The following is a 24660-nucleotide window of genomic DNA, read 5'->3' as shown; positions in this document are numbered from 1 at the left end:
ACGCGCCCCCGCGCCCCCGCCCTGACCCCGCTCTTACGCAAGCGCCGTCATGCTTCGCGCCCGCCCCCGCTTTCGCCCTTGCCCCAGCCCCGGCCGTCCCCATCCCCTCGCACGAAGCTGTGACTCCGCTCGACCTTGGCGATGTGCAGGGTGTAGTTCTCGTACCACTCGGCCCTCCCCCGCTCCTGCGCCGCCCGGTGCTCGACGTCGGTCCGCCACCGCTCGATGGCTTCGGCGTCCCGGAAGTACCCCACCGTGATCGCCGGCCCGCCGGGCCGCCACGCCTGGTCCATCCCGAGGAACCCGGGCACCCCCTTCACCAGTTCCTCCATCCGCTCGGCGGTCTCCGCGTACCCGCTCTGGTCCCGGGTCCGCGTGGAGGTGAAGACAACGGCGTAGTACGGGGGTTCATGAGCAGGAACCGGCGCGACGACGGACGGGTCGACGAGCGCGTCGCCAGATGCGTCGTCGGGTGTGCCATCGGGTGTGTTCTCGGCTGTGCCGGCAGGTACGTCGGCAGGTGCTGTCCGCTGATCATCCATGGCCTCACTGTCGGGCCGGGCCACGAGCGCCGTCCACACACTTTCCGAACGGGATCCAAAAGGGATCACAGTCTTTACGCCCGCGCCGAGGGCCGAGCCGCCGCGCTCAGAACAGCCCGTCCTGCACGCCGCCCCCGTCCCTCCCGCTCCCCGACTCCCGTACGGGCACGGTGACGGCGTCACGGGCCTCGTGGCCGGCGGGCGCGGTCAATTCCCACCCCGTCATGAGGCGGCTGTCGAGGACGACGACGCCCCGGCCGGTGGCCAGATGCAGATCGGGCCCGGCGACGGCGAGCACCTCGCCGCCCACGACCCCGCCCGCGACCAGCTCACTCACCACACCGTCCGCGGCCGGCAGCCCGTCGAGCCCGAACACCCCGAAGTGATCGACCGCCCGGAACGGCACGGGCTCCAGCGACTCGGGCCACCCCGCGAGCCCCAGCGCGCGCCCGTGCAGCACGGCCAGCTCGGAGACGCGCTCCCCGGCGCCCGGCAGACGGGCCCGTACGACTCTCTTCTCGGCGTACGGAATCCGGTCCGGCACCCCGAGTGCGGCCCGCAGCACCTCCTCCGCCCGCCGCGCGGCCATCAGCGGCCCCCGCCCGAGCCACCCGAAGGAGACCGCCCCCTGCTCCAGCAGCCGGGCCGAGCCCCGCTCGACGGCGGTGATCCCGACCTTCACCATGCCGGGCCCGAACCAGGCGAGGTACACGTGATACGGCCGCGGGTCATCGGCGATCGTGTCGGCGGCCACGGAATGCGCCCGGTCAAGACGCGCGCACTCCTCGCACCGGGCCCCGGTGCTGCGCCCCGAGACCCCGGCCCGCAGCGGACATGGGTTGCCCCTGGCGCCGACGCACGTCCGCCGCCCCTCGGCCACGACCCCGAAGGCCATCGCCTTCCCCCGCGGCAGGGGACTCAGGCGCCCGCCGGTCCACGCCAGCAGCGGCCCGTCCGCGCCCCACCGCAGACCCGTACATCTCCACACGCGTGCCATCCCTCACGACCCTAGAGGGCACCACTGACAACGCCGCCGCCCGGCCGGGCGAGGACGGGGACAGACACCGTGGAGGAGCAGACACCTTGGTGGGAACAGACACCGTGGTGGGAGCAGACACCGTGGTGGGGCAGAACGGCACGGCGGGACGCGCTCCCCGCGGAGCGCAACCTGCCGCCGCTTCAGAACCCGGCCCCGACCCGGGCCCGGCCCTGGTTTCCGTCTGTGTCTCGGACTACAGCTTGCTCATCTTGGTGTACGGGCTGAGGATCCGCTGTCGCGCGGACCCGAAATCGACGAGCGCGGCGATGCCGTCCTCGATGCCGATCACCCGGCCGAGGCCGTACATGTCGTGTGTGACCTGGTCGCCCACCGCGAAGTGCTTGGGCGGCGGGGCGACCGGGGCCTTGAAGGGACTGGTGGGCAAATAGCGCTTCGGTGCACCTGGCTTTGTCATCTCGACCAGTATGCGCCCACGCGTATCCGCCAGTCCGCCCTCTTCCGTCCCCGGCCTCTCTCCCGACACGCTCCACTGACGGCGTCGTGTGATCGCCGCCCCACGAACCCGGTGGTCAGAACCGGTGCTCAGAACCCGGTGCTCAGAACCCGATGGTCAGAACCCGATGGTCAGAACCCGATGGTCAGAACTTCAGCACCTCACGGTCGAGCGGATACCGCGCACGGTGCGGCCCGTCGTACGGCGAGGGCGTGATCGGCAGGACGCCGGTCGGCTGCAGACCGAGGTTGTCGTCCCAGATCCGGGGCTCGACCTGCCCGACGACGCGGAACTGCCGGAACGTGAACGGCGGGCTGTCGGTCGGGAAGAACTCGGGGGTGGTCATCACCTGGAAGTGCAGATGCGGGGTGGTCGAGTTGCCGCTGTTGCCGATCAGCCCGAGGACCTGGCCGGAGGCGACCCGGTCGCCCTCCCGGACCCGGAGCGAGCCGGGTGTCAGGTGGGCGTAGAGCAGATAGCGGCCCGGCGCGACTTCCACGGTGACGTGGTTGCCGACCGTGTCCTCGATCGGCGGGACGGGCGGTGTCTCGGGCGGCGTGTTGTCCGGGATCCCGTCCTGGACCTCCACCACGGTGCCGCCGAGCGAGGCCACGACCGGCTGACGGTAGCTCAGGTAACTGGTGAGCCGCGCGGGGTCGCCCTCCCAGGTCTGCCCCTGCCTGCCGACCCGGTACCAGTCGATCGCGAAGCGCTGCGGCACGTAGAAACGGCCGTTGATCGGAGCGAGGCCCCGCCGGTGGTGGGTGTTGCCGCAGCAGGACTCGCTGGAGTACCAGGTACCGGGACGGACCGGCGGGCCCAGGTTCAACGGCGGTCTGTGAGCGGTCCGGGTGAACTGCACCGTCTCCTCGAAGGCGACGGTGCCGGAGGGCGCCAGAACGGCACCCTCAAGGTGATGTTCGAGGACCTTGGGCACCCGCTCACCGCGGTCGAGGACCAGGTCGAGCCAGATGATCCACTGCTGGGAGCCCTGGATGACGGTCGGCGTCGGCCCGGGAGGCGCCGGAGTGTCCGCGTCCGCACCCGGCAGCGGGTCACCCACCGGGTTGGCGGCGTCGGCCAGCGCCTGACCGCTCAGCGAGCCGACGACCCGGTGCGTGCGGGCGTCGCGGACCTCGACGCGGTCGAGCCGCAGGGGCGTGCTGCTGGGCAGGGAACTCGTGGTGAGCAGTTCGTACGAGAGGTGCGTCCTGTCGTCCGTGGCGACGAACGGCGCCGGTTCGGTCAGCACCGCCGCCGTCAACGGCGTGAACTGTGCGCCGGGCGCCGCGGTGGCCGCAGCGGTTCCGTGTCCTTGTCCCGTCGAGGCCACCAGCAGGCCGGTCGTGAGCACGGCGGCGGCGAGCCCGCGGAGAAGCGGGCGGCGGCCGGTGCGTTTGCGAGGGTCGCGCTCTGCCATTGCGCTCTCTCATTCGTCGGACCCGGGGCCGCGAAGGACACCGGCACGCCCCACGCCGAGGCACGGGCCCATGTAATCCGCCGGTGCGCGGCTCCGAGCGGAGGCCGCCGAGTCAGACACCGAACTGCACCCGTCCAGCCCCATCGACCACCACGTACGCACCTCCCGGCAACCCGCGCGCCGTCCTCCCCGCAGCCCTGTGCCGTCCTCCGCTGCCGCACGTCCGTTCAACGCAAGAGGCCCCGGATCTCTCCGGGGCCTCTCACCTGTGTGCACTCGGCAGGATTCGAACCTGCAACCTTCTGATCCGTAGTGATCTGAAGGACTTCCACAGGTTCCACAGGCTCCAGAGAGCGCCCCCCGAGACCGGCTCAGAGGCTCCGCATCCCGTCCTTCCCACGCAGTCCGTGAGACGCGTGTGAGACGGGGCGGCGCCGCTCGGTGATCTCACCCACCGCACGGCGCCTTGATCCAGACCCACCCTGATCAAGGAGTCCGAACCATGAGCACCACCGTACAGATCGCCTCCATGGACTTCGGCGAGATCCTCGCCGATGCCGACGAGGCCCGCGCCAACCCGAACGCGACCCGGACCAGGGCGCAGACCACCGTGGCGGAGGTCCTCGCCGAGCAGGAGCGCGAGGCGGTCCGCCGGTCCGTCGACGCGCAGTTCCCGGCCGTGGCCGCCTTCCTCGCCGAGGAGCCCGCGGAGTGCCCGGAGTGGTGCCTGCGGGCCCTCGAGCCGGAGCACCATGGCGACCACGTGAGCGCTGCCGTGGCCCTGATTGCCCCCGGCCACACGGCCCCGTACATCGATGCGCGCCTGGTGGACCTCGGAGGCGGGCCGTTCGTCGGCGTCGCCGGGGTGGACCTGACCCCGCAGCAGGCTCTCACCGAGGCGTCGAAGCTGCGCGCGTTCGCCGGGAGCGTCGAGGGCCTGGCCAACTACTTGGGCGCCATGCCGGCGGTGGAGCGCCCCTCGAGCCACGCCCTCAAGGTGGACGACCCCGGGCACTTCCCCTGGTGTGCCGTCGACGAGTGCGTGGAGCGCCGCTACGCCAACGGCGAGACCCTCGTCGAGCACAGCGGGACCGAGGCCGTGATGCCGGTGCCCGAAGGGATGGCCGGTCACCCGGCCGTGCTGCTGAGCGCGGGCCTGTACGCGAACACCGACTCCGGCTCGACGACCCTGTCCTTCAACTGCGGCGGCGAGGGCGTGGCCCTCGACAGCGAGGAAGCGGCTCGGGTGATCGGCAGCCTGGCCGTGTTCCTCGAGGACATGCACGCTCTGCACGCGCAGTTGGCCAAGGCGCCGACGGGCCCGGAGGGCCCGTGCGGCGGACTCGGGGGAGCGTGCGTCACGAGCCACCAGGTGCCGCCGCGGCTGCCCGAGGACGTCCACTGTGACGGCCCGCGCGTGACGATGGCCGGCGACTGCGGCGGGGAGTTCCCCGAGGTCTACCTGAGCCAGTGGGTGGGCGAGGGCCCGCGCGTCGTCGTCGACGGCCACAGGCAGGACCTCGACCTCGAGGGCCTGGACGAGATGCTGTCGAACCTCCACTCCTACGAGCTGCGCCTGCGCGCCATGCGCGAGCAGCTGGCCGCGCTGATGGGCGGCGCCCGATGAACCAGCGCGCTGTCACTCTGGCGACCGTCGACCACGGCAACGTCACCATCCCGGAGCCCACTTGGTGCGTGGGACACGACGACCACGTCCCGGTCCATCGCTCCGACCTGACCCACTACGGGCCCGAGACCAGCCTCGCTTTCCGTGGGGCCGCGCTGCACCGGCTCCGGATCGGGCAGGCCCCTTTCGCCAAGCTCGACACGCGTGAGCTGTGCGGCTATCTGGTGCAGGAGGAGTTCGCCGTCACTGTCACGCCCGCCGGTCTGCAGGCGTTCGCGGATGCCTTGGTCTGCCACGCGGGCGCCCTACGGCACGAAGCCCGCAAGCTCGCCGCGATCCTCGCCGGAGGTGAGGAGAAGTGAGCGAGCAGACCACGAACCCGGGCGACTCCCACGACCTCCGCGCGCTCCTGGCGGTCGTCCTCGACGCGTTCACCCTCCCGTACGGCGTCGAGGACTACGACAAGCGGATGGCCGAGCGGACACGCTGGGCACGGACCGCGGTCGAGGGCGCCCTCGCCGAGGACCCGGCAGACATCGGATGGAACGCGGACTACCTGCGCGGCAAGCTGCGCGCCGAGGAGGCAGAGGCCGCCGCGCGAGAGCGCAACCGGTGCCGGCGGTGCCGGAAGCCGTTCAACGAGGACGACACGGCGTCCGACGGCCGCGCCCGCCACGGTGACACCGCGTACTGCCGGGGGTGCGTCGGCAACTGCCACGACGGGGGCGCAGAGCACGTCTGCGTGATCTGCGACCCGAAGCGGTACGGGGGTGGCCGGTGAAGCGGGACCCGTTGCTGTGGGCCGCGCTGGTCGCGGTCCTGGTCGTCCTCGCATCGGCGGAGTACCGGCTGGCGGTGGCGTGCGGCTTCGGCCAGTACGTCGCCGCCGGCGTCCCGGCCGCCCTCGACGTCTACGCGCTCGCCGCGCTCCGCGCCCGCCGGGACGTCCTCGCGGTCGTCGCCGTGCTCATCGGCGTGAACGCTGCGAGCCATCTCGTCGAGGTCGGTCTCCTGCCCGTCGACGTGCCCCTCGTCGTCGCCGTCTCGGCGGTCGCCCCGCTCGTGCTGTGGCGCGTCCACCGGCTCGGCGGGCACCACCAGGAGCCCGCCCCCGCGCCCGCCGTATCCGCCGTACCCGAGGCGTACCCGCCCGTCGAGGTACAGCGGGATACACCGGCCCCCGAGCCGGTCGAGCAGGCGCCCGTGCTGCCGGTCCTCGGCCCGTTCGCCAGCCTCGAGGAACTCCCGCGTATCCGCCCGTACCCGGCCGCGTATCCGCCCGCTGAGCAGGAGGAACACGAGCGCGCCGAGGACGCCGTATCCACCCCGGATACGGACTCGGATACACCGGATACGCTCCCGCTCCCGCCCGGATACGCGCGCGCCGACGGCGCCGAGGACGACCTCACCGAACGGGCCCGGACCGACTTCGCGCAGCTGCTCGCCGACGGCCGCGCGCCCTCGATCCGGTCCCTCAGAGATACGTACTCGATCGGCCAGCCACGCGCACAACGCATCCAGGCCGAACTGGTCGGCTCGTGATCGCCGCTGGCTTCTTCGCTGCTGCCGCTCTCCTCGCGCTGTTCGGTCTCTGCGCCGTCGCGCTGCACGACGTCCCGAAGATCTCCGGGACCGTCGCCCTGATCATCACCATGACCGCGCTCGGCGTGGTCATCCTCCGCTGAGGAACCCACCATGAACTACGTCACCTTCGGGGGCGTCACCGTCGGACTCTGCATCCTCGGCTACCAGCTGATGAGCTGGTGGCCCGGCCGCAAGCAGCTGATGAAGGACCCCGCCCGGCACGCGGCCAAGCTACTTCCGTTCCTCGCCTCCTGGGCGTACGGATGCCTGACCACCCTCGGGATCGGCGGCCTGATCGGCGCCGCGTCCAGCAGCGTCCTGGGCCTGTCGAACTGGCTCGGCGACGTGGCCCTCGTCTGGGGTGTCGGCGAGTCCATCGGCCAGCAGGCCGGGGCGAAGACGTTCGTCCCCCTGTCCGGCCCCGGGGCGGCCCTCGTCCTCATCGCCACGTGCGTGTTCATCGCGGCCGTGAAGAAGGCCGGCGACGACACCTCGAAGACACTGAAGCTCGGCGCCTGGTGCGGCATCACTCTCGGCACGTCGGCCGGGGTCGCGGGGTTCGCCGCGGTGCCGCTCGCGCAGGCGGCGAACTGGTGCGGCGACAACCTGTACGCGGCCGTCTGATGGGCGGCAGCAAGCAGCCCGCAGCGGATCCGGAGGAGCCGTCCCGGGCGGCCGGCGGATGCGTGCTCGTGATCCTCGCGGGGGTCGTCGTGGCGGTCGCCTTCGCCGTGGACGAGGCCGCCGGGGTGCTCCTGGTCGTCGTCGTTGGGGCGGTCGCGCTGTACCGCTCGGCACGCCGCATGTCCGATTCGTCCGCCCCTCCCCCGCCGCAGGAGGGGCGCCCCTCCTGTAGCGAATGCGCAGGTCACGAGCTTCTCGGCGTGACCCCTCTCGGAGGTCAGAAGGGGATGTTGATCTACACGATCGCCGACCCCGACCGCCCCAACCACACCCACGTCCACACCGGACCGGGGGAGGTGACCGAGCCATGATCCGACGCTTCCTCGCCCGCGTCCTCGAGTACTGCGGTGACTGCGGCTGGTGGGTGGAGAACTGCCCCCACCAGAAGTGACCCCGCCCCTCCCGCCGTAGCTCTGCGGCACCACCGAGCGGCCCCCAGACGGACACTCGTCACCGTCTGGGGGCCGCTCGGTCTGTGCGTAGAAGCTGCGCAGGAGACCCGGTCCGGCCGCCTCGCCTGGGAAGCATTGCGCGGCCGGACCGGGGGTCTGTGCGGGCCGGGGACCTCCACCGGCCGGGGGTGCCGGTCCGGTCGCCGGCCCCCGCGCGGAGGGCTGGCGACCGGACCGGGGAGGAGGAGGCGCCCGCCGGGGGCGAGCACCCACCTTCTTCGGGACCGGCCACCGTCAGAGGGGGGCCACCAATCGGACGTAAGACCGGTCCCGAAGTCACTGGGTCTTGGCGCAGTCGGGGCAGGCGTACACGCCGACACTGCGATTGTGAGCGCCCCAGTAGCCGACGGCTATGCCCGCGTACACGGCATCGTCCCCGAGCGGCAGGCAGCACCAAACGCAGTGCTCCGCATTGCGCTGCGCGCGGGTCAGCTGCCACATGGTCGGGAGGGCGCGCGGGCTCATGACACCCCGCCCCGCGAACGGGCGTTGGCCTCGGCCACGCCCGCGCTGAGGGCCTCGCTCAGGGACAGGGGCCGCAGCTTGCCCGGGTCGGCGTCCCACTCCCGGCCGCCGCCGATCGGCCGCAGCTGCACGTACGGCCCCTCGAAGCCCATGACCCTGCCGACCCGTCTGCGGACGGTGTCCTCGACCGTGTCGCCGAGGGCCGGCCCGGGCACGGTCACCGCCTGATCTTCCGGCGCGGCCGGTGGTGGGCGCGTATGGCGACGTTGAGGTCCGAGACGCGCGACAGGTCGTCGGCCGCTCTGGCGGTGGCCCGCTGCTCCGCCAGGCGGGCGCAGTGCTCGCAGTCGGCCGGAGGCTTGGGCTCCTCGGCGGGGAGCCCGAGTTCGACGGGCGGGTCCATCGTCGTCTTCTGCACGGTGCTCACCTTCGAGACTCCCCTCGCTGTGTCCTCTCACCACGAGCCAACTCCCGCCCGCGCCTGTGCGCCGGACATGGCCCCGGACATTCGGGCGGACTTTCCGGCGGCAGACGGACTTTCCGCGCCGGACACAGCGGCTACGGTCGGATGAACAGCACATCGGGGGTGCGGAGTGGACGACGAGCGGACGCCGTTCGCGCACGAATGCGCGGCACGCGGATGGGACAGGCCGGAGGCGTTCCTGCGCGCGTTCGACTCGGCCGCGGCGCTGGTGGGGGAACAGGTCACGGTCACCGACCGGCAGTTCCGGCGCTGGCGGCTCCCCGCGCCTCCCCGGCCGCGGCCCCGGGCCTGGCGCGTGCTGCATGCGATGTTCGGCACAAGTCCGCTCAACCTGGGCTTTCCCGGACCGGAACCGAGTGCCACGGTGGAAGCAGTACCCGAGTTCCGCGAGGGGGTGTCCGTGGACCGCCGCGCCTTCGTCACCGACTCAGTCGGCGCCGTCGCCGGCCTCGCCCTGGGTACGTCCGAAGCCGTGGGCACGGCGCACCTGGTGGAGCTCCGCGAGGGCCTGCGCTCGCTCTACACCCTCGACGACGCGTACGGGGGCGGTGACGTCCGCTCCCTGGCCGTACGGCACCTGACCCGCGTCCGGCGCGTCATCAACACCGGCACCTACCCCGACACCATCGGCCGCCAACTCCAGCTCCTCTCTGGGGAGACGGCCGAGCACTGCGCCTGGCTGTACTACGACAACGACGACCAGGACACCGCCCGCCGCTACTGGGGCGAGGCCCTGACCACCGCCACCGTGCTCCGCGACGAGGGCCTCGAGGTGCTCGTGCTCACGGCCCTGAGCATGCAAGCCAGCTTCGAGGGCCGCCCCCGCGACGGGTACAACCTCGCCCGCGCCGCCCACCAGCGCGCCGTAGGCCTCGGCTCCGCGGTGCTGCTCTCCCTGATCGCCTCCCGCGAGGCCCGCGCGCTCGCGCTCATGAACGACCAGAGCAGCGCCCGTAAGCGTCTCGCCGACTCCATGCGCATGGTGGAGCGCGCCGACCGTGGAAGGCCGGCCCCCGAGTGGGCCGCGTTCCACGGGCACGCCGAACTCGACTACGCCCACGGCCTGCTCTACACCGACGCCGGTCACCACAAGGCGGCCGTGCCGTTCCTACGGGCCGCGCTCGCCCACCAGGACCGCACCTACGGCCGTAACCGGGCCCTGTACCGCCTCACCCTCGCTCGAGGGCTCGTACGGGCCGGGGAAGTCGACGAGGGCGCCGCCGAGGCCGTGGGCAGCCTCGAGCACCTCGAGGAAGTCGAGTCCGGGCGCGTCACGCGGCGCCTGGCCGAGGTGCACGGACTCCTCGACGCCGTGGACGCCACCAGCGCCCGCACAGCGGCCGGAGAACTGGCCGAGTACACCCACGCGAAGGGAGACGGCAGATGACCGAGGTGACGTACGAGCGGTACGAGGGGCAGGAAGCGGCTGGCCAGCTCGATGCGTTCCTCGCCACGTACGAGGAGGTGTACGCGGACCCGCCCTACTGCGAAGGGCCGCGCGATGTGGCCGAGTTCATCGACCGCTACCAACAGCAGATCCGTACGCGCCCCGGCTTCCGGCTCGTGCTCGCCCGCGACGAGGGCCACGTCGTGGGCTTCACGTACGGCTACCGGCTACCGGCCGACACCGGATGGTGGGGCAACCTCCTCGAGCCGCTCCCGCAGGAGTTCACCCACGAGACCGGCGGGCGGACGTTCGCGGTCCTCGAGCTGGCCGTGCGCAAACCGTGGCGCCGCCGGGGCATCGCGGCCGGGCTGCACGAGCAGCTGCTCGAGGGCCTGGCGGTGGAGCGGGTGACGCTGACGATGCGACCGGAGCCCGAGGCCGCGCCCGCACAGTCGGCGTACGCGTCGTGGGGGTACCGCAAGGTGGGCAAGTCCCACCCATGGGAAGAGGCCCCGGTCTACGACTGCATGGTGCTGGACCTGACCTGAGCGGGGGCAGCGCCTGGCCTCGAGGGAGTGCCCGGGCGGTGCCCGCTTAGTCTCTCGAAGCCGTACGGACGACCGCGGCCGGGCCGGGGCCAGCGGACGGATCCTCGGCGCCGCCGAGGGTGCTTACAGGAGCGTTGCGAGGACCTCGCTCAGGTCACCCAGCCTCGCCGGGGACGTCCGCCACCGGTTGCCCGTCATGGCGATGTACCGGGCATCGTCGTAGACCTCGAGGCCGGTGCCGTCTGCGTACAGCCAGCGTCGGCCGGTGCCCTCGAGGGAGCCCCGCCCGAACACGTGCAGTCCCCGGCCCGACCGGGAGACCTCCACATAGGTCTGGGGAAGCTGGCTCAGAAGCAGCTCGGCCCACTGCACGAGGGTGCCGTCTTCACGGATGACCCGGTCGAGGTCGAGGCACACGGTGCCGTCCCCCTTCGTGAGCACGTACCCGATGCCGGCACCGACCCGCGACCGGTAGGCCCGCGCGAAGTCGGACCAGGTCGCCGGATTGGTGCTGCTGGCAGGCTTGCCGTGCGTGGTGAGCGGGACCTTGCGTGCCGAGTGCCGGACCCAGCGGGCCCGGCCGGTCATCTCACGGGGCATTCCGCCGGTCTCCGCGGCGCGGCGCTCACGGTAGGCGGCCTGCTTGCACGCTGCGGAGCAGTAGCGGGCATCCGCCCGTGCCCGCACCGGCAGCGGTGCCGGGCAGTGCTCGCAGCGCGGGCGGCGAGTGACGGGGCGTGAGGGCATACGACCACCCTAGCGGCACGGTGTTACGGCTACAAGCGCCCTACCTGCGGGGAAGTGACTGCATGGGTATGCGTCGATCGTGGGGGGAGCGGCGCGGTGTGTGATCACTGCTGGTCGAGGGGGTGGGCTGAACCGCCCAGACCCGTAGCGGGAGCCAGCGTCTATACGCTTGCGGTCGGGATCGAGGCGCTCGAGGGGTCTCCCCCCAGGTCAGGAGCCCTGCGCGCGGCGGTCATCTGCATACCCGTGCACTCCTGGGCGGGCTGTGTGACGTAGTGGAGTGCGTCGCCCTCGCCCTCCACGCTGGCGCGCCGGGCCGCAGCCGCTCGACAGCGGCCACTCGTGGCTTCTGTCCCGTGGTTCGCAGAGAAGATTCTTTTGCGATTCTCGCGAGAAATTTCCGTTTCTCATCGATCGCACGAGCCGGGCCGGGCGGGGTGGGAGGAGGGGGAGGGGGTGTCTCCCTCTGGCCGGACGCCCTCGGCCGGACCGAGGGGAGGGCAGTACCGGGGCGGTGTGGCGCGCGGTCCGAGGTCAGTCTGTGCGGTGTCCGTGGCCGGACATAGGAGTGCCCCCGGGGGCGGGCCGGTGGCCAGTCCCCAGGGGCGCGGCGCTGGTGGGTCTGTGCAGCGAGGAGAGGCTGATGAGTTGCTGCTCGCCACCATCGATCCGTGTGCTGCCGCGGCGTGCACACGGTGACGTTGACGCCGGGTCGGTGGGTGTTACTTCCAGGCGTTGGGCACGACGGTGCTCTTGGCCTCGACGCGGAGGGGCCGGCCGCCGGGGCCGCCTACGCCGGTGGTCGTGCTGGCCTTCCACATGACGTAGTCCAGTTCCTTGGCCGGGGCGAGCGGCTCGTACGGCTGGGAGTCGATGCGGATGCTGTCGTATCCGGTGACGGCGTGGTGGTCGCCGACGTCTGCCGCTGCCCAGTCTCCATCGTGCCGGGGCAGGCCGAGGCGGCCGAAGGTGGTGTGCGCGTGGCGGAGCGACTTGTTGCGGTCCCCGATGGCGGTGAGGTACTCACTCACGGCGGCGAGCGCGGCCTGGCGCTTCTCCTCCAGCGCGAGCGGGTGTGTCTCCGCGAGGGCGGTCCGGGCCTCGGTGATGCTGTCCTCGAGCGCCTGGCGCCGGGCCCCTTCACGTTCGTCACGGACTGAGCGGCGTGCAGCGGAGAGCTTGAGCTGAGCGAAGCGCGCGCGCTCACGGGCGTTGCCGGTGTCGTCGACGGTCACCTCCTGGTCGCCGTTGACGACGCGCCGCTCGAGGTCGGTGAGCAGCGTTGCCGCGGCCTCGGCTGCCTCTCGCGCGGCGATCACGGCGGGGTGCTGCTCGACGGCGTCGGCTTCACGAGCCGCGGCCTCGGCGGCGCGCCGCTCCTCGGCGGTGGGCGCGGTGCTCGGGGTCTGTGTGGTGTGGGTCATGGTCTGCTCCTCGGGGTGGGTGTGCTGGTAGATGGCTGCGGCAAGGTGCTCGGCTGCGGCCAGGCTGCGGCCGTTGAGGAGATCGGGGCTGAGGCCGTAGCGGTCGGCGATCTCCGCGAGGTCCTCCGGATCGGCCGGTACCTCCGGTTCGGGGACGTTGTAGCCGAGGTTCCGGGCTACCTCGCGTGCGCGTTCCGGGGTGACTTTGCTGGTCATGGGTCTCGCTTCCTGCTCATCGTCGGGATTTTTTCTGAGACGGTGCGTGCGGGGTTCACCGTGGCGGGGCCCCGGACGTTCGTCCTGGTGTTGCCGACTCCCCCTCTCCCGGCCCGCGGTGAAGTGGGCAGTGCTCGGCGGGCGCGTATGCGTCCACGGCAGTAGCGGACGCTGTAGCAGAGGACTCAGCGCGCGGCGGTGCAGCCTGAGAGCGGCCCGTGCGGGGGCGTAGCCGGCCCCTCATGCGGGCCTCGCTGCGGGGCGTTCCGGCGGGTCATGGTCGTGGTCGTCTCGGGTGACGGTGAGTGACGGGGATTCCGTAGGTGACACGTAGGTGCCGTAGGTGCCAGGCCCGTGGGTGCTGGCACCTACGGCACCTACGGTGTTTTCGCTGGCATCTACGCTCTCGTCGGTGACGCTGAGTACCCACGTCCACTTCTTGCTCTTGCCGAATCCGGACGGCTCGGAGCGGACGCGTGCCTTGCTCCTCGCGCGCTGCAACGTGCGCTTGGCAATGCCGTCCTTCTCTGCGGCCTTGATGACGTCCCCGGCCGCTGCCTCGCCGCCGTTGTCGGTGAGGTAGCCGACGAGCCAGGCGACGGCTTCATCGCGCTCGCTGACTTCCTCGCGGTCGACGGGGGCGGCGAGGGTGTCCTCGACGCTGCGTTCGGAGATCCCGGTGAACACGAGTCGTCCGACGTTGGCGTTGCCCTTGTAGGTGGGGACGTCGTAGCCCTCGATCCGGTACGACAGGGAAGGCAGGTCGAGGCTGCCGAGGCTGTTCTTCGTCTGGGTCATCACCTGCTCGCCGGTTTCGCGGTCGCGGGCGAACGCGATGACCGCGCGGGCGAGGTCCTTGAAGGCACCGGATCCTGAGATGAGCTGAGAGGCGTCGGTGCTGGATCCCTTGTTGAAGTGCGCGATGCCGAGGGTGAGCGCCTTGGTCCGCTCGGCCATCCGCACGAGAGGCTCGAGGGCCTGGCGCACGTCCTGGGTGCGGTGGGCGTCGGTGCTGCTGCCGAGCGTCGACATGAGCGGGTCGACGATGAGCCCGGCGACGTCGTACTCCTCGATGGCCTTCTCGATGAGTGAGACGTCCATGGGGAGCGAGATCATCGTCTCGGCCCGGTGCGCGCCCCCCGCGTCGAGCAGCGTCTCCTCGGCGTCGACGCGGAACACGCGCTCGAGGTCGGCGCCGGCCGCGATGAGCCGGGGCACCAGGGTGCGTGACCAGGAGTCCTCAACTGCCGCATAGAAGACGCTCTTGGGGTGCCCGTAGAAGGTGCCGGGGAGGTCGCCTCGGGAGAGGCGGGCGGCGACCCAGATGCCGAAGCTCGACTTGCCGGTGCCCTCGCGTCCTGCCGCGAGAGTGAGAGCGCCGGCTGGAACGCGGCCCTCGCCAGGCTGCGGCTCCCACGCCCACACCACGGGCTCCGGGTCGATCTCGGAGGCACGGGTGAGCCGCAGCGAGCGCGTGGGGGCAAGGCGCTGTGCAGTGATGCCGTGGCTCTCGAGCATCTCGCGGGCGTCGTCACGGGGGTTGGTCACGCGACCGCTCCCGCCCGGCGCGGTGCCCGTTCCGCGCTGTGCAGGGTCCTCGAGGCCTCGGCGTCCGACAGGCCGATGCGGGCCGCGGCGTCGAGCAGCGCGCCGTGGACGGCGTCGCCCTCGACCTTGCCCGCGCGCACCAGCTCGAGGGCGCGGCACCCTGCCCAGAAGAGGCGGGAGTTCCGCTCGCCCTCGCGGGCCTCGAGTACGAACGCGACCAGGCCGACGAGCCCGTCGAAGGGGCGGGCCGTCTCGATCTGCCGTACGGGCCGGGCAGGGGTGGCGCGCGCTCCCAGGAAGGGCGGCCATGGCGCGAGCGGGTGGGTGAACTGTCCGTCGCCTGACCAGCGGTAGCGGGCGCCGGAGGGGTGCAGCGAGGGCGCGGCGACGATGTAGCCGTTGGCCTTGACGTCGACGCCGGGGCCGAGCTTGCCGGGCAGATCGGCGCCGGGGTGAGCGTAGATCAGGTGGAGGCCGTCCCCGCCCGTCAGCTGCATGAGCGTGGCGGGCAGTGTCCCGTGCTCGGCCTCGAGGCGGCACAGCGTCGCGTGTCCGCCGTTGCGCGGGTCGATGTCGACCACGGCCAGGCCGTTCGGGGAGCAGGGCAGACCGATGCCGGCAAACGGGTAGCGGCTCCACCACGCGGTGATCTGCGCGGGGTCGCGCGTGGCGTCGTGGTAGCCGTGCCCGTGCTGGCCGCACTCCCCGCGGCAGGGGTGACCGGCTTCGTGCGCGCGGGGAATCGCCGGCGTCTTGCCCGCCAGGGGGAAGACGGACCAGCCGTGCGCGGCGTAGGCGAGGGCGTGGCTCATCGTCGGCGGGCCGCCTACCTGCTCGGCTCTCCCTCGGGGGTCGGTTCGTGTCATCATCGGTGGGTCCGTTCTGTGTTGAAGCCCTGGGTCGCCTGCGAGCGATTTGGCCCAGGGCTTCGGCTTTGCTGGATCGGATGAGGGCCCCTACCGCGCGGGTGCTGAAACACCTGCGGCCTGGTGGGGGCCCGGCTCATGCCGCTTCGAGAAGCTGTACGAGGCTCGCGGTGACAACCCTCTTGGCCCCGAAATCGAGAACCCGTACAGGAGACTCGCCCCGCTTGATCAGCGAGTAGAGCTGGCTCTTCGAGACCCCGAGAGCCGCTGCCGCGCGAGGGACGTCAACCGTGGCTGGCCAGCGCCTGATGTCGTCGAGGGTGGGTTGTAGCGCCTCACCCCCAGCGGCCCGTGACCTCTCGTTCATGTCAGGCCCCCGGGAGTGACGGTCTGCGTCTTGAGCCACCGCTCGATGGCGCTGCTGCGGTACCGGACCCGGGCGTATTTCCCCGGCCCTGTCTTCACATAGTCCGGACCGACACCGCGCCAGCGATAGTTCGCCAGGGTCTGGGGCGCAATTCCGTACACGGACCGCACCTGCTTCGGAGTGAGAAGCAGATCCTTCATATCCCGCCTCGCATGAGTTGAGTTTAGAAGCATATGCGTTTACAGTCGACGCATGCCGCAGACGATAACAGACGTTCCGAGGCTCAGAAAGATTCCCTTGAGCCCTACGCTGAGGCTCATGAGTGAGCAGAGGACTGGCCGCGGGGCCGTCGCAATGGGGCCGACTGCCGAGGCTGTAGCCAGTAACGTGCGCCGGGTCCGCAAGCACAGGGGACTCTCCACCTACCAGCTGGCTGACAGGCTGAAGCGCGGAGGACGCCCCATCGCGGCGTCCGCGATCTCGAAGCTCGAGCGTGGCGAGCGGAAGGTTGATGTAGATGATCTGGCCGCCTTGGCGGTCGCGCTCGAGGTATCGCCTTCCGCTCTCCTGCTCCGCCTCACCGACTCCCCCGACGAGCAAGTCCTCATCACGGGTACCAGCGCGGTGGCGGCCGACGTGGCCTGGGATTGGGCGAACGGACGGCGCCCGTTGCACGTGACTCCGGGCAGGGAGCAGACGCAGCTGCTCGAGCATCAGTTGTTCAGTCTTCCTCCGTGGTTGCGTGATCCGGTCGGGCCGATGAACGACGCGATGCGGAACCTGCCGAGTCTGCGTGACCCGCAGGTGCGGAGCCTGCTGCAGCAGCTGACGGGCATGACGATCGACGAGCCGCAGCCGCTTCCCGAGAAGTACCGCAGCCAGGGGGAGAGCGGCGAAGATGGCTGACCCGATCAAGAAGATCACGCTCAAGGGCGGCAAGGTCCGGTACCGGTTCGTCGTCGACGTCGGCCAGGAGCCCAAGAGGGACAAGGCCACGGGGGCAGTGATCCTCAACCCGGAGACCGGCGAGCCGGTGATGCGGCGGAAGCAGCTCACCGTCACGAAGGACACCAAGACCGAGGCCCTCAACGAGTACGCGCGGATCCAGCACCAGAAGTCGACCGGCACCTTCATCGCGCCGGCGAAGACGACCGTGGCCGAGCTGGTCGACATGTGGCTGAGGACCGCGACACGAGACGTCGAGGTGGCCACGAAGCGCTCGTACGAGGACGCGATGCGGTACGTCCGTACGCACCTCGGCACCAAGCACCTGCAGCAGCTCACCGAGGACGACGTCGAGTCGCTCATCGACTGGATGCTGACCAGCGCGCGCCGGATCGGCGGGAAGCCGGGTACGGGCCTGAGCGTCCGTACCGTGAGCCTCACCCTCGGTCGTCTGCGGGCCGCGCTCAACCTGGGCATCCGTCGGGGCCTGGTCGCGCGGAACGTGGCTGAGCACGTCACGATCCCGAGGCAGGCCCGGAAGGACGACAAGGAGCGCCGCCGGGCGCGGGTGCCGTGGACCGAGGACGAGGTGAAGACGTTCCTCGCGCACGTCGCCCCGGACCGTCTGTACGCCGCGATGCTGCTCTCGCTGATCGGCCTGCGCCCGGCGGAGGTCTGCGGCCTCCGGTGGATCGACGTGGACCTCGAGGCCGGCACCGTGTCCGTCGAGAAGACGCGGACGCTGGTGGCGGGCGAGGTGATCGAGAAGGACACCAAGTCGGCCTCGGGCGAGCGGAAGTTGCCGTTGCCGACGATCGTGCTCGCCGCGCTGCGGATGTTCCGCGCCCGCCAGGCGCGCGAGCGTCTCCAGGCGGGCGAGGGTTACGAGGCGTCGGGGCGGGTCGTCGTCGACGAGCTGGGGGCCGCGGTCAAGACCGACTGGTTGCGCCGGCGGGCGTACGAGCGGATGGAGTCGGCCGGGGTGCGCAAGGTCCGGCTGTACGACGCCCGGCACGCGTGCCTGTCGTGGATGGCGAACAACGGCGTGCCGGACACGGTCGTGAGCGCGTGGGCCGGGCACAGCGACCTGTCGTTCACGAAGCGGACGTATGTGCACCCCGACCCGCAGTCGCTGAAGGCGGGTTCGGACAAGCTCGCCGAGCTGCTCGGCTGACCATGATCAAACTGGGGATGTGAGAAATCGTGAGACGAACGCTCACCAAGCACGACAAAGGCCCCGATCCGCCTTAGCAGTTCAGGGCCTCTGACCAGCACTCTAGGTGCTTCTCTCTGGTGCACTCGGCAGGATTCGAACCTGCAACCTTCTGATCCGTAGTCAGATGCTCTATCCGTTAAGCTACGAGTGCTTGTTCTGTTTTCTGCCGTTCCTGGTCCTTTCGGCCCGCTCGCGGCGACAGGAAGAACATTACATGACTGCCGTCGCCATGTGAAATCCGTTTCCCCTACCCCTTGTGACCTGGGAAAACGACCTGCGAGGCGGTCTCGGGCCGAGGGCGGGAACGACGAAGCCCCGGTCCGATGGACCGGGGCTTCGTGATCAAGCGCGGAGGCGGAGGGATTTGAACCCTCGATGGGATTGAAGTCCCAAACCGCATTAGCAGTGCGGCGCCATAGACCGGACTAGGCGACGCCTCCAGCACAACCGCCCGCGCGAGCGCGAGTGGTGCGTGCAGATGATGACACAGCCTGGTGGGCTGTCACCAATCGCCTCCCACGGTACTAGGCGGAGAGGCCGCAGGGCAAAGCCGTAGGGCACGTCGGGAGTGGTGCGGAGGCCGACCGCGACGGGTGGGGACGAGGGGTGGCACCGCACGCAACCGTGGGGCGGGCGTGACGTTAGTCAGGTCATGTCGCAGAGTCCTCCCTCCACCCGCCCGCTCCCTCCCTCCACCCGCCCGCTTCCTCCCGCCGCGTCGCCCAGTCGCCCCGCCGCTCTGGGCCGGCTGCTCCTCGGCGCCGCCGCCTCGCTGGCCGCGGCCGCCGCCGGCACGCTCGCGCCGGTGGCGCCGGACGCGTACGCCGCCGAGGCGGTGTCGCGAACGCCGCTGCCCCTGCCCTCGCTCACCGGCCCCTTCGGCTCCGCGGACCGGTTGACCGTCACCGTGCGGGATGCCGGCGGCAGGGCGGACGGAACGTTCGTCCTGCGGTGTCATCCGCAGGGCGGCAGTCACCCGGACGCGAGCGGGGCGTGCGGACGACTCGACCGGCGCACGGTGTGGGGGACGGATCCCTTCGCGCCGGCGGGGTCCCAGGCCATGTGCACGATGCAGTACGGCGGGCCGGCCACCGCCCATGTCACCGGGACCTGGGCCGGACGTCGCGTCGACGCGACGTTCGACCGCCGGAACGGCTGCGAGATCGCCCGCTGGGACGCGCTCGTGCCCGTACTGCCGGACCTCCGCGCCTAGAGAGACGGGGAAGGAAGAGAAAAGAGAGGAGAGGGTGGGGAGGGAGGGAATCGGCCACCCGGCGGGTGGGGGCGGCGGGCCGTTCGACAGCCGCGCGCAGCCCGTACATATGTGCCGCCGACAAGGCCCCCCGGCAAAACGCACGGTCACGGCATCCCCGTCCGCACAGTCACCGCATCTCCAGATGTTCGGTGTGCGACCTCCCTCTCATCCGGCGTCGCGAGCGCAACCTCTGCCCGTAGACTCCCTCGCGTGACACGTTGCGGGCCGGTTGGCAAGATGGCCTCGGGCCCAGCGGTCGGCAAGGTGCGGTAACAGGGAGGAAGCGTCTCGTGAGCAGCAGGCCATCCCGAGGCGCTGCTCGCCTCGCAGCCATACTGGACGCGCTGCCCGACGCGTTGGTGCTGGTCAACGCCAATGGGACCGTCGTCAACGCCAACACGATCGCGCTGGAGGCCTTCGAGACCCCCGGGACCGCGTTGGTCGGACGCGGTCTGCTGGACCTGCTCCCCGAGTTCGACTCCCGGCTCATCCCGGGCTCCATGCGGCGGCCCGACACCATGGACCCGACCGGGCGGACCAAGCCGACCCGGATGACCGCCCGCCGGACCGACGGCAGCGAGTTCCCGGTCGAGGTCACATCCGCGAATCTGGAGAACGGCCAGCAGGCGTACGACGGTTACGGCTACGCCAACGACGAGCTGCTCATGCTGGTCGTACGGGATCTTTCGGGCACCGTCGACACCGAGGCCGAACTCGCGCGTTCGCAACGGCAGACCGAGATGATCCTGCGGGCCGCGTCCGAGGGCGTGGTCGGGACGGACACGGACGGGCGGATCGTTCTTGTCAATCCGGCCGCCGCGCAGATACTGGGTTACCGGGCCAGTGACCTCGGCGGACGCGAGCTGCACACGCTCGTGCTGCACTCCCGCGAGGACGGCGCCCCCTTCCCGTACGGCGAGTCGCCGCTCGCGGACACCCTGCGGTCCGGGCGCAAGCACCGGGTGCGCGGGCAGGTGCTGTGGGCGAAGAACGGCGAGAAGGTGTCGGTCGACCTGACGACCGCGCCGGTGCGGGACGGGGACCAGCTCGTCGGCGCGGTGATGACGTTCACCGACCGGCGGCCGTACGACAAGCTCGCCGAGGAGAAGGACTCCGAGGCCGAGACGCACGCGGAGGAGCTGGAGCGGCTCGCCAAGGAGCACGCCGAGGAACTGGCGGGCGTCCGGGAGGAGCACGCCGCCGAGCTGGCCGAGCTGAGCGAGCAGCACGCCGAGGAACTGGCCGCCGGCGACGAGCGGTACGCGGCGCTCGGCGAGCGCGAGAAGGACCGGTACGAGGCGCTGGCCGCGCGGCACGAGCAGCTACTCGCCGTGCTGGGCACCTCGCTGCGCGGCCCGCTGGAGCAGCTCCGCAGCGAGCTGGGCACCCTCGCCGCCGACGACGCCGGACAGCTGTGGCCCGAGGCCAACCAGGTGCTGCACCACCTGACCGCCGGATACTCGCGGATCACGACCCTCATCGACAACGTGCTCGGCTACCAGCGGATCGACGCGGGCGAGGACGGCCTCGTGCGTACGGCCGTGATGCTGGACGCGGTCGTCGCGGCCGGTGTCGACGGGGCCGTGGAGCTGATCGGGCCGGGGCGGGTGCAGTTCGCCGTGCACGCGCCGCCCATCGAGGCCGAGGTGGACCAGGTGCGGCTCGCGACCGCGCTCGCGCACCTCGTCGCCGACGTGGCCGGTGTGGACGCGACGGGCAACACGCCCGTGTCCGCCGGCGGGTACATGGACAACACCGTGGTGGTGGCGGCCGCGCAGCGCGGTGAGGTCGTCCGTATCGAGGTGCGCGGACCGTACGCCGGGGGAGACCCGGTGCACCAGCCGATCGTCCAGGGGATCGTCCGGGCGCACGGCGGTGTGCTGCAGACGGTCGAGGTGCCGGGGATGAGCGGCAGCGCGTATGTGCTGGAGGTGCCGCTCGGGGGCGGCGCCGGGGCCGTGCCCGCCGCCCCGTTGCCCGCGGTGGTGGACGCCGAGGCCGGATCCGGTGCCCCCGCGGGCGGCGCCGAGGTCGCCCTGCCCGAGCAGGCCGCCGCCGGTGGCGGGCGCAGGCGGGCGCGGCGGTCGTCGGTGGACGCCTTCCTGGAGAGCGAGGACGCCCCCGAGGCCGGCGGGCCCGAGGCCGCCGTCGCTCCCACCGGTCGGCGCAGGCGCCGGGCCGAGGACGCGCCGGTCGCGATCGCCGCGGCCGGTGCGGCTGACGGGGGCGCCGAGGGGCGCGGTGTCACCGGACAACCCGTGGCCGCCGAGGGCGCGGTCGTCACGGCGGCCGAGCACGCGGCGGGAGCCGCTGCCGCCGCCAGCGGACTGGGGGGAACGGTGCCGCCGCAGGGCGTGCCCGCGCCCGGCGGGCGACGCGCGCGCCGGGAGCCCGCCGCCGCGCAGAACGCCCTGCCGGCCGCGCTGCCCTCGGGGCAGAGCACCGGCAGTGAGCTGAGCGTCGCCGACGCGGGCTCCCGTCCCGGTACCGCCGGCTCCGATGCCGCCGACGCGGGCGGCGCTCAGCAGCCCACCGGGCGCCGGCGTCGGGCTCTGGCCAGTGCGGAGGAGCGTGCCGCCGCGCCCGAGCCGGGCGCGCGCGCCGTCTTCGCGCTGCCGCCGGCAGAGGCCGACCGGGGACCCGAGTACGCGCAGGCGGCCGGGCTCGGTCCGGTGCCTCTGCCCGCCGGGCCGGGTGCGCCCGGCGCGGCGATGCCCATGCCGATGCCACTGCCCGCCGGCACCACCGCGCCCGTGCAGGGTGAGGGTGCTCCGGGCGCGGGTGTCGCGGGCGGCGGGGTGGCCCCGGCCGCCGCGGGGCAGCCGGTGGCCGGTGCGCAGCCGGTGGCCGGTGCGCAGCCGGTTCCCGCCGCGGGCCTCGTACCGGCGGGCGTGCCCGTGCAGGCCGGGGGAGCCGTGGGGCCGGGTATGGGTCAGGTGCCGGGCGTGGGTCAGGTGCCGGGTACGCCTGGCGTGGCACAGGTCCCCGGCGCGGCGCAGGTCCCCGGCGCGGGTCAGGGCACGGGCGTGCCCGCCGATGGTGTAGACGACGGCCGTCACGACGCCGCCCCGCACCAGGCGGCCGACGACCACACCCCACCGCAACCGCACCCGATCCCCACACCGACCGGCCGACGCCGAGCGGTCCGGCAGGCCGCTCCCCAGGGGGGTGACGGCATGGCCGTGGCGGCGCCCGCGCCCGGGGTGCCGGTCCAGGGTGCCCCGGCGCAGGGGATTCCTCCGCAGGGAGGCCCGGCGCAGCAGGTGCCCGCCCAGGGTGTGGCGCCGGTCGCCGCGCAGCCCGTCCCCGTCCAGAACGTCCCCGTCCAGAACGTCCAGAACATGCAGGGCGCCCCGCAGCCCGTACCCCTCCAGGGCGTGCAGGCCGTCCCGCAGCAGGTGCCCGGACAGGGCGTCGCCGCTGCTCCCGGTCAGCCTGTCGCGGTCGCGGCCGGCCGGCCCGTCGCTCCGCAGGGGGTGCCGGCGGGCGCGGCCCAGGCGGCCGTGGGACAGGCGCTCGCCGCCCAGGCGGCCGGCGGTCAGACCCCTGCCGGCCAGGCCGCCCCCGGACAACCGGGCGTCGGACAGCCCGTGCCCGCGCAGGGCACCGTCCCGCCGCAGCAAGAGGTCCCCGGGGCGCAGCCGGCAGCGGCTCAGGGCATCGCCCAGCCCGTGCCCGCGGCAGGCGTGCCCGGCGCCCAGCAGGCCGTCCCCGCGCAGGGCGCGGCTCCCGGCGCACCCCAGCCGCAGTCCTGGCCCGACGCCCGCCACGAGACCTCCGGTGCCGGCATCCCCGTACCCGCTCCGCAGGCGCCGCTGCCTCCGCAGTCCACCCCCTCCTCGGGCACCCCGCTGCCGCCGGAAGTGGCCGTACAACAGCCGCGCGCCGCCCAGCCGTTGCCCGCCGAAGCCATGGCACCGGCTCCGGCCCCGACGCAGGGACAGGTGCAGGGCCAAGCCCCGGCCCCGGCCCCGGCCACTCCGACGGCACCGGCACCGGCTCCGGCCCCTGCCGCCGCTCCCCTCGACTCCAACTCCACCCACGGGCGGGCGATCAGCGTACGGACGCTCGGCCAGGGCGTCCCCTTCTCCCGCCAGGGCGGCCCGCAGGCCCAGGCCGGCGCGCAGGCGCAGGGCGGAGCCACGCCCACCCCCCATCAGCCCGGTGGTTCGGGCCGTCGCCGCAAGCTGGGGACACCGCCGCAGCCGACCGGCGACCGCCCCGAGACCGCCGCGCGCCCGCACCCGCAGTCCAGCCCGACGAACGGCACCGGTTTCCGCATCGGCACCGGCCAGACGCCGCCCCCGGCCCAGCCGCAGCAGGCCGCCGCACAGGTGTCCCAGCCGTCGCTCGCCGGCCAGGTCCCGCTGCCCCCGCAGCCCTCCCTCGCCGGGCAGGTCCCCCTCCCGCCCCAGCCGTCCCTCGCCGGGCAGTCCCGGCTGACGGGCCGCACGGAGGGTGCCGGACGGTCGTACGCCATAGGGGCGCCCGACGAGAACGCGGACGAAGGTCCCGAGCCGCTCGACGGGCCCGGCGGTGCGGTGGAGGTCCCCGACCGTCCGCATCCGCAGCCGATGGACGACGAGTTGCCGCCGGAGCCGCTGGACAACCCACGGCGGCTGCTGGTGTGGCCCGCGCCGGACGCGGCGACCCACCAGGCACTGAGCGACCGCGGCTACCGGCCCGTGATCGTGAACTCCCGCGAGGACGTGGACGCCCAGATCGCCGCCTACCCGGCCGCCCTGTTCGTCGATCCGCTGACCGGGCCCATCACCCGCACGGCACTGCAGTCCCTGCGCCAGGCCGCCGTGGCCGCCGAGGTCCCCGTACTCGTGACGGCGGGGCTCGGCCAGGCGACACGCGAGGCGGCGTACGGTGCCGACCCGGCCGTGCTGCTGAAGGCGCTGGCGCCACGCGACTCCGAGCAGCATCCGCCGCGCGTCCTGCTCATCGAGGAGCACGCGGAGATCGCGCTCGCCCTCACCGGGACGCTGGAACGGCGTGGCATGCAGGTCGCGCGGGCCGCGTCCGACGCGGACGCCGTCACGCTGGCCGCGCAGATGCGCCCCAACCTGGTCGTGATGGACCTGCTGCAGGTGCACCGCCGCCAGGCCGGAATCATCGACTGGCTGCGGACGAACGGCCAGCTGAACCGCACACCGCTCGTCGTCTACACCGCCGCCGTCGACCCGTCCGAACTCCCGCGCCTGGCCGCGGGGGAGACGGTCCTGTTCCTCGCGGAACGCTCGACGAGCACGGACGTGCAGACCCGGATCGTGGACCTGCTGGCACGAGTCGGCACGAACTGAGCCCGAGGACGGCGGTGGGGCGGTGTTTCACGTGAAACACCGCCCCACCGCCGTATGCACGAGTACGGGACCCTTGGCAGA

Annotated in this window: 24 protein-coding genes and 2 tRNA genes; 13 read left to right on the top strand and 13 right to left on the bottom strand. The window is 72.3% G+C overall.

Going from position 1 to position 24660, the window contains the following annotated elements; translation table 11 throughout:
* Positions 1-47: 47 nt before the first annotated feature.
* The 4 genes from PYR72_RS25465 to PYR72_RS25450 form a co-directional block, all read right to left on the bottom strand.
* Positions 48-542 (bottom strand): antibiotic biosynthesis monooxygenase, encoded by a 495-nt coding sequence (locus PYR72_RS25465; protein ID WP_275457467.1) that lies wholly within the window; start codon positions 540-542, stop codon positions 48-50.
* Positions 543-648: 106 nt separating this feature from the next.
* The gene (locus PYR72_RS25460) at positions 649-1539 is read right to left on the bottom strand and encodes a DUF2797 domain-containing protein (protein ID WP_275457466.1); all 891 of its coding nucleotides are present in this window, start codon (positions 1537-1539) and stop codon (positions 649-651) included.
* Positions 1540-1774: 235 nt separating this feature from the next.
* Positions 1775-1996, bottom strand: coding sequence for a hypothetical protein (locus PYR72_RS25455; protein ID WP_013002359.1), 222 nt, complete (start codon positions 1994-1996; stop codon positions 1775-1777).
* A 184-nt stretch (positions 1997-2180) separates the two neighbouring features.
* Positions 2181-3455: a M23 family metallopeptidase gene (locus tag PYR72_RS25450; RefSeq protein ID WP_275457465.1), complete on the bottom strand. Its 1275-nt coding sequence runs from the start codon at positions 3453-3455 to the stop codon at positions 2181-2183.
* A 502-nt stretch (positions 3456-3957) separates the two neighbouring features.
* On the opposite strand from PYR72_RS25450, the gene PYR72_RS25445 reads away from it, so the two are divergent.
* The 7 genes from PYR72_RS25445 to PYR72_RS25415 are packed head-to-tail and all read left to right on the top strand — an operon-like array spanning position 3958 to position 7661.
* The gene (locus PYR72_RS25445) at positions 3958-5082 is read left to right on the top strand and encodes a hypothetical protein (RefSeq protein ID WP_275457464.1); all 1125 of its coding nucleotides are present in this window, start codon (positions 3958-3960) and stop codon (positions 5080-5082) included.
* Positions 5079-5444 (top strand): hypothetical protein, encoded by a 366-nt coding sequence (locus PYR72_RS25440; protein ID WP_275457463.1) that lies wholly within the window; start codon positions 5079-5081, stop codon positions 5442-5444. The genes PYR72_RS25445 and PYR72_RS25440 overlap by 4 nt, the downstream gene beginning before the upstream one ends.
* Positions 5441-5863 (top strand): hypothetical protein, encoded by a 423-nt coding sequence (locus PYR72_RS25435; RefSeq protein WP_275457462.1) that lies wholly within the window; start codon positions 5441-5443, stop codon positions 5861-5863. Before PYR72_RS25440 ends, PYR72_RS25435 begins: the two co-directional genes overlap by 4 nt.
* Positions 5860-6624 carry a hypothetical protein gene (locus PYR72_RS25430; protein ID WP_275457461.1) on the top strand — a complete coding sequence of 255 codons (765 nt, stop codon included), beginning with the start codon at positions 5860-5862 and terminating at the stop codon, positions 6622-6624. The genes PYR72_RS25435 and PYR72_RS25430 overlap by 4 nt, the downstream gene beginning before the upstream one ends.
* Positions 6621-6767: a hypothetical protein gene (locus PYR72_RS25425; RefSeq protein WP_275457460.1), complete on the top strand. Its 147-nt coding sequence runs from the start codon at positions 6621-6623 to the stop codon at positions 6765-6767. Before PYR72_RS25430 ends, PYR72_RS25425 begins: the two co-directional genes overlap by 4 nt.
* A gap of 10 nt (positions 6768-6777) precedes the next feature.
* Positions 6778-7290: a hypothetical protein gene (locus tag PYR72_RS25420; RefSeq protein ID WP_275457459.1), complete on the top strand. Its 513-nt coding sequence runs from the start codon at positions 6778-6780 to the stop codon at positions 7288-7290.
* Positions 7290-7661 (top strand): hypothetical protein, encoded by a 372-nt coding sequence (locus tag PYR72_RS25415; RefSeq protein ID WP_275457458.1) that lies wholly within the window; start codon positions 7290-7292, stop codon positions 7659-7661. Before PYR72_RS25420 ends, PYR72_RS25415 begins: the two co-directional genes overlap by 1 nt.
* Positions 7662-8263: 602 nt before the next feature.
* On the opposite strand, the gene PYR72_RS25410 is transcribed toward PYR72_RS25415, so the two are convergent.
* Together PYR72_RS25410 and PYR72_RS25405 are read right to left on the bottom strand one after the other, a co-directional pair.
* On the bottom strand, positions 8264-8488 hold the full coding sequence (locus PYR72_RS25410) for a hypothetical protein (protein ID WP_275460682.1): 225 nt from the start codon (positions 8486-8488) through the stop codon (positions 8264-8266).
* Positions 8485-8694 carry a hypothetical protein gene (locus tag PYR72_RS25405; protein ID WP_343245537.1) on the bottom strand — a complete coding sequence of 70 codons (210 nt, stop codon included), beginning with the start codon at positions 8692-8694 and terminating at the stop codon, positions 8485-8487. The genes PYR72_RS25410 and PYR72_RS25405 overlap by 4 nt, the downstream gene beginning before the upstream one ends.
* 166 nt (positions 8695-8860) lie before the next feature.
* Here PYR72_RS25405 and PYR72_RS25400 point away from each other — a divergent pair, with 166 nt between their 5' ends.
* Complete coding sequence (locus PYR72_RS25400; protein WP_275457457.1) at positions 8861-10138, top strand: hypothetical protein; 1278 nt, start codon at positions 8861-8863, stop codon at positions 10136-10138.
* Positions 10135-10686: a GNAT family N-acetyltransferase gene (locus PYR72_RS25395; RefSeq protein WP_275457456.1), complete on the top strand. Its 552-nt coding sequence runs from the start codon at positions 10135-10137 to the stop codon at positions 10684-10686. The genes PYR72_RS25400 and PYR72_RS25395 overlap by 4 nt, the downstream gene beginning before the upstream one ends.
* Positions 10687-10809: 123 nt before the next feature.
* Here the strand turns inward: PYR72_RS25395 and PYR72_RS25390 are convergent, their stop codons facing one another.
* From PYR72_RS25390 to PYR72_RS25370, 5 genes are all read right to left on the bottom strand, one after another.
* Positions 10810-11433 (bottom strand): bifunctional DNA primase/polymerase, encoded by a 624-nt coding sequence (locus PYR72_RS25390; protein WP_275457455.1) that lies wholly within the window; start codon positions 11431-11433, stop codon positions 10810-10812.
* A gap of 722 nt (positions 11434-12155) precedes the next feature.
* Entirely contained in the window at positions 12156-13073 is a 918-nt protein-coding gene (locus tag PYR72_RS25385) for a hypothetical protein (RefSeq protein ID WP_275457454.1), read from the bottom strand.
* Between the two features lie 240 nt (positions 13074-13313).
* Positions 13314-14621: an AAA family ATPase gene (locus tag PYR72_RS25380; protein ID WP_275457453.1), complete on the bottom strand. Its 1308-nt coding sequence runs from the start codon at positions 14619-14621 to the stop codon at positions 13314-13316.
* Positions 14618-15490: a bifunctional DNA primase/polymerase gene (locus PYR72_RS25375; RefSeq protein WP_275457452.1), complete on the bottom strand. Its 873-nt coding sequence runs from the start codon at positions 15488-15490 to the stop codon at positions 14618-14620. The genes PYR72_RS25380 and PYR72_RS25375 overlap by 4 nt, the downstream gene beginning before the upstream one ends.
* Before the next feature lie 360 nt (positions 15491-15850).
* A complete protein-coding gene (locus tag PYR72_RS25370; RefSeq protein WP_275457451.1) occupies positions 15851-16054 on the bottom strand; it encodes a helix-turn-helix domain-containing protein in 204 nt (67 codons plus the stop codon).
* Between the two features lie 118 nt (positions 16055-16172).
* Here PYR72_RS25370 and PYR72_RS25365 point away from each other — a divergent pair, with 118 nt between their 5' ends.
* Both PYR72_RS25365 and PYR72_RS25360 read left to right on the top strand, forming a co-directional pair.
* A complete protein-coding gene (locus tag PYR72_RS25365; RefSeq protein ID WP_275457450.1) occupies positions 16173-16760 on the top strand; it encodes a helix-turn-helix transcriptional regulator in 588 nt (195 codons plus the stop codon).
* Positions 16753-17973 carry a site-specific integrase gene (locus PYR72_RS25360; protein WP_275457449.1) on the top strand — a complete coding sequence of 407 codons (1221 nt, stop codon included), beginning with the start codon at positions 16753-16755 and terminating at the stop codon, positions 17971-17973. Before PYR72_RS25365 ends, PYR72_RS25360 begins: the two co-directional genes overlap by 8 nt.
* A gap of 117 nt (positions 17974-18090) precedes the next feature.
* On the opposite strand, the gene PYR72_RS25355 is transcribed toward PYR72_RS25360, so the two are convergent.
* Positions 18091-18166 (bottom strand) — tRNA-Arg (locus PYR72_RS25355).
* A gap of 198 nt (positions 18167-18364) precedes the next feature.
* Positions 18365-18455, bottom strand: a tRNA-Ser gene (locus PYR72_RS25350).
* Between the two features lie 212 nt (positions 18456-18667).
* On the opposite strand from PYR72_RS25350, the gene PYR72_RS25345 reads away from it, so the two are divergent.
* Positions 18668-19228, top strand: coding sequence for an SSI family serine proteinase inhibitor (locus PYR72_RS25345; protein ID WP_275457448.1), 561 nt, complete (start codon positions 18668-18670; stop codon positions 19226-19228).
* Positions 19229-19560: 332 nt separating this feature from the next.
* Positions 19561-24579 (top strand): PAS domain-containing protein, encoded by a 5019-nt coding sequence (locus PYR72_RS25340; protein ID WP_275457447.1) that lies wholly within the window; start codon positions 19561-19563, stop codon positions 24577-24579.
* Positions 24580-24660: the final 81 nt, after the last annotated feature.

The organism is Streptomyces sp. VNUA24 (assembly GCF_029167005.1).
Lineage (GTDB): Bacteria > Actinomycetota > Actinomycetes > Streptomycetales > Streptomycetaceae > Streptomyces > Streptomyces scabiei.
Note: the sequence above shows the minus strand (reverse complement) of the source record. Positions and strands in the feature narration are given on the sequence as shown.